The sequence below is a fragment of the Streptomyces sp. NPDC057654 genome (assembly GCF_042800135.1).
Classification (GTDB): domain Bacteria; phylum Actinomycetota; class Actinomycetes; order Streptomycetales; family Streptomycetaceae; genus Streptomyces.
Genome location: NZ_JBHVHQ010000722.1, coordinates 1 through 4,472, shown reverse-complemented (window position 1 = coordinate 4,472; position 4,472 = coordinate 1). Strand labels below are relative to the sequence as shown.

The 4,472-nt window shown below is 72.8% G+C and carries 3 protein-coding genes and 1 pseudogene; 3 read left to right on the top strand and 1 reads right to left on the bottom strand.

What is annotated here, in order from left to right:
• Positions 1-350, bottom strand: a pseudogene (locus ACFU99_RS34465) (hypothetical protein); the annotation flags it as partial.
• A gap of 303 nt (positions 351-653) precedes the next feature.
• Here ACFU99_RS34465 and ACFU99_RS34460 point away from each other — a divergent pair.
• The 3 genes from ACFU99_RS34460 to ACFU99_RS34450 form a co-directional block, all read left to right on the top strand.
• Positions 654-1,556: an SAM-dependent methyltransferase gene (locus ACFU99_RS34460; protein ID WP_384399766.1), complete on the top strand. Its 903-nt coding sequence runs from the start codon at positions 654-656 to the stop codon at positions 1,554-1,556.
• 197 nt (positions 1,557-1,753) lie between these two features.
• The gene (locus tag ACFU99_RS34455) at positions 1,754-3,472 is read left to right on the top strand and encodes an FAD-binding oxidoreductase (protein WP_384399763.1); all 1,719 of its coding nucleotides are present in this window, start codon (positions 1,754-1,756) and stop codon (positions 3,470-3,472) included.
• A 122-nt stretch (positions 3,473-3,594) separates the two neighbouring features.
• A partial coding sequence (locus ACFU99_RS34450) for a hypothetical protein (protein ID WP_384399761.1) occupies positions 3,595-4,472 on the top strand: 878 nt, incomplete at its 3' end.

Sequence of the window (4,472 nt, the reverse complement as noted above, 5' to 3'; positions counted from 1 at the left end):
GTGTCTGGCATGTCAGGCATGTCAGGCATGTCCGGGCCGGGGTTCTCGCCCGTCATGAGCGCGGCGAGCCGTTCGTACGGGCAGGGGTCCGGGGCCACCGCCAGCGCCTCGGCGGTCTGGAGGGCGAACCGGTCCAGGCGCTCCAGCGCCCGGACGACGGAGGCGCGGGTTCCGGCGCGGGTGGCCAGCTGGGTGAGGTCGCCGGGCACGGGCGTGAGGAGGTCCGGGCGGGCGTGCAGGAGGGCGGCGAGGCCGTCGTCGGGGCGGGTGCGCAGCTCTTCGGCGAGCGTGCGGGGCGCTCCTGGAGGGGTGTCGCTGTGGGCGGGGTCCCGATGCCGCGCGGTGGTCATTCTGCCAACGGTACCGGAGCGCCCCGCCGGGCTTGTGGGGGTTCGGGTGCGGGGGCGGGTCGACCTGGTGGGGAGCGGGTGGGGGAGCTTCATACGTGCGTACGGACGGCGCGCGGTCCGTACGGCGCGGGCTTCCCCGTACGGACCGAGCGGGGTGTTCGTGGGAGTGGCGCTCGGCTAGCGTCGCCTGTGGCACGCGCGCACTCTCGCACTCCCTGGTTCCGACCGCAGTTCCGACCGCCGTCGGCCCCGGTTCCGACCGCGGTCCGACCGCGTCTCGACGTCGAGTTGAGGGGAATCTCCATGGCAGCGACAGCACCCGGCGCAGGCAACACCTCCGGCCCCACCTCCGGCCCCACCCCCGACCAGGTCGGGGAGATGTACGACGAGTTCGGCGACATGCTCGCCATGATGCTCGGCGGCACCGCCGTCCACATCGGCATGTACGTGCCGCACGGCGACCGCCCGCCCGTCACCTCCCTGATCGGCCTCGCCGACATCGGGCAGGACCAGCAGACCGAGTTCCTGATCGACACCATCGACCTCGGGCCGGACGCCCACCTCCTCGACATCGGGTGCGGCACGGGCGGGCCCGCGATCCGGCTGGCGGAGCGCAGCGGGGCCCGGGTCACCGGGATCACCGTCAGCCGTGGGCAGCTCGCGCACTGCGAGGAGCGGCAGCGGGCGTCGTCGGCGGCGGAGCGGGTGGAGTTCGCGCGTGCGAACGCCATGCAGCTCGACTACGCGGACGCCTCCTTCGACGCCGCCTGGTCCATCGACTGCATTCCGCACCTCTCCGACCGCCCCGCCGGACTGCGCGAGGCGCACCGCGTGCTGCGGCCCGGCGGCCGGTTCCTGATGACGGAGTTCGCGCTGCGCGGCGTCCCGGACGAGGCGGGCGTGGCCGCCTACACCGAGCTGTGGACGTGTCCGCCGCCCCGGCCGTTCGCCCAACTGCTCGCGGAGGTGGAGGAGGCGGGCTTCCGCGTCACGAAGGTGCAGAGCATGACGTCCAACGCGGTGCTCTCCGGCGAGCTGATGAACGCGCTCTACCAGGAGCGGCGCGACGAGATCGAGGAGCGGTACGGGAAGGAAGTCACCGCCCGCACCGATCCGTTGGTGAGGCCCTTCCGCGACTTCTGCCGCGACCACGTGGACTACTACCTGCTGCTGCTCCGCAAGGAGGGCGACGCCGAGCGCCGGTAGTGCCGTTGGCCGGCTCACGTGTTCCAAGCGTTTTGCAAGCTCCAAGAGTTTTGAAAGTTCCAAGAGCTTCAAGTCTTTCCCATGCCTCAAGGGGCTCTGCCGACTCCTGCTGTTCCCGGCGGTGCATGGCGCGCATGATGAGGCGTCATGACGTATGGCTGACACGGGAGTTGTCCCGTGATGGGCAGGAGGCGGCAGTGACCCCGACGGGCAGATCGAACCCCGACTCATCGAAACCATCCGGGCCGAACCGCCGCGGGCTGCTCGCCGCGGCCGGCGGCGTCGCCGCGGGGCTGATCGGCGCGCAGGGAGCCGGAACCGCCGAAGCGGCGGACCGCGCGGCCGTCCCGGAAGCGGCGGACCGCGCGGCCGTCCCAGAGGCGGCGGGCGGTGCGGCGGTCCCGGAAGCGACCGGGTTCGGGCCGGTGTCGGTCCGGCCCGGTGACACCCGGTACGAGAGCCTGCTGCGCGGCAACAACTTCCGGTTCGCGGGACGGCCCGACGAGATCCGTGTCGTCGGGTCGACCGGCCAGGTGGTGCGCGCGGTGTCGGACGCCGTGCGGTCGGGGCGGCGGATCGCCGTGCGCAGCGGCGGGCACTGCTTCGAGAACTTCACCGGCGATCCCGCGGTGCGGCTGCTCCTGGACCTGTCGCCCATGGACGCGGTCGGCTACGACGCCGCGCGCGGCGCGTTCGCGGTGCAGCCGGGGGCCACTCTCGGGCATGTGTACCGGACGCTGTTCAAAGGGTGGGGAGTGACGATACCGGCGGGCGGCTGCCCCGAGGTCGGCGCGGGCGGGCACCTCGCCGGCGGCGGGTACGGGCCGCTGTCCCGCCGGTACGGATCGGTGGTGGACCACTTGTACGGCGTGGAGGTGGTGGTCGCCGACCGCGACGGCGCCGCCCGCGCGGTGGTCGCGACCCGCGAGCCGGACGACCCGCACCGCGACCTGTGGTGGGCGCACACGGGCGGTGGCGGCGGCAATTTCGGGGTGGTCACCCGGTACTGGCTGCGGTCACCGGACGCGCGGGGCTCCGACCCCTCCCAGCTGCTGCCGCCCGCACCCCGCGAGCAGCTGGTGTGCCTGGTCACCTGGGCGTGGGACCAGCAGATGACCGAGCGGGCGTTCACCGCGCTGCTGCGCAACTTCGGGGTCTGGCATGAGCGCAACAGCGCGCCCGACTCGCCGTACGCCGGTCTGTACGCGGTCCTCATCCCGGCGCACCGCAGCGCGGGCGGGTTCGTGATGGGCGTGCAGATCGACGCGGGCCTCCCCGGCGCGGAGCGCATGGTGAACGACTTCGTGAACGCGGTGACCGCCGATACCGGCGTCAAGCCCGCCGGCGACACGCGGCGGACGTTTCCGTGGCTGCACCCGACGACCTGGCCGGGCACCGGCGAGCCCGGGGACGTGTCCGCGCGTCGGTTCAAGATCAAGGCGGGCTATCTGCGCCGCTCCTTCACCGATCGTCAACTCTCCGCCATCTACCGGAACCTGACGAATCCGACGGGTACCCCGGGTGACGGCATGTTGCTGATCGGGTACGGCGGCCGGGTCCGCGCGGTGGAGCCGGAGGCCACCGCGGTCGCCCAGCGCGACGTGGTCATGAAGGCGGTGTACCAGTCGATCTGGACCTACGGGACCGAAGACGGCGCCAACCTGGCCTGGATCCGTGCCTTCTACCGCGACGTGTACGCCGACACCGGGGGCGTGCCGGTGCCCGGCGAGGTCAGCGACGGCTCGTATATCAACTACGCGGACAGCGACCTGGCCGACCCGGCGCTGAACACCTCCGGCGTGCCCTGGCACACGCTCTATTACAAGGACAATTACGCCCGGCTCCAGCAGGTGAAGGCCCGTTGGGACCCGCGCAACGTCTTCCGTCACGCGCTGGCGATCGAGCCGCCGGGCTGACCGGGGGCTCTCGGACGGCGGGGGCGCGCCCGGTGTGCGCCAGTGGGCGTGGTGGGGACTGCGGGGAAAGGATTGGCGCGATACCGTCGGGGCGGCAACCGGACGGGCCCATAGGGGTTTTGGTGGGGATCGAGAGCGATCAGCTCGTTTATGACTATTTGAGCCGGGTCGGCGACCTGGCTCAGCAGCGCGGCCTGTCGTCCGGCGACCGGATGCGGCTCGTCGCCCGGTTGCGTACGGACATCGACCAGCAGCGCTCGGCGCTCGGCATGGCGGAGAACCCCTCCGCCGTGAAGCGCATCCTGACCAAGATGGGCACCCCCGAGAAGATCGTGGAGGGCGCGGGCCCGGCCGACGGCGGTACGGGCGGTACGGGCACGAGCACCGGCACGGGTACGGGCATGGGCGGGGCCAACGCCGCGCCCGTCCACTCGCCCGTAACGGGCCGCCCGCGCTCCTCCGCGCGCGACAAGCTCTCGGGGCTCACCGGCCTCGCGGGGCGCTCCGGGCGCGGCGGCCGAGGCCCCGCCAAGGTGCCCGCGCCGCGCGTCGAGGGCGAGCCCGAGCGTTCCCCCACGGCCGCGCTGCCGCCGCACCTCGCGGGCGAGGACGAACTGGGGCCGGGCACGGACGCCCCCGACTGGTGGCGGATCGAACCGAAGCCGTACGCCGAGGGCGAGACCGTGCACGGCTTCGTCGGCGGCATCGAGATACCCGAGATACTGAAGCCCCCGCCGAAGCCGGAGGCGGCACCGCGCGTGTCGGTCGAGAAGGCGCCGGTAGAGGAAGAAGAGGCCGAGGAAGAAGCCGAAGAAGAGGAAGCCGGGGCCGTCGAGGGCGGGGCGGCCCGGCGACGGCTGCGGCTCCTGCCGCGGCGCGGCGCGCGCGAGTCCGGCGTCCGGATGAGCCCGCTGATCCTCCTCGCCGCCGTCCTCCTCGTCGTGGGCGCGGTGCTCGGCAACTGGATCGTCCTCGGCCTGGGCTGGCTGCTCGCCTACAC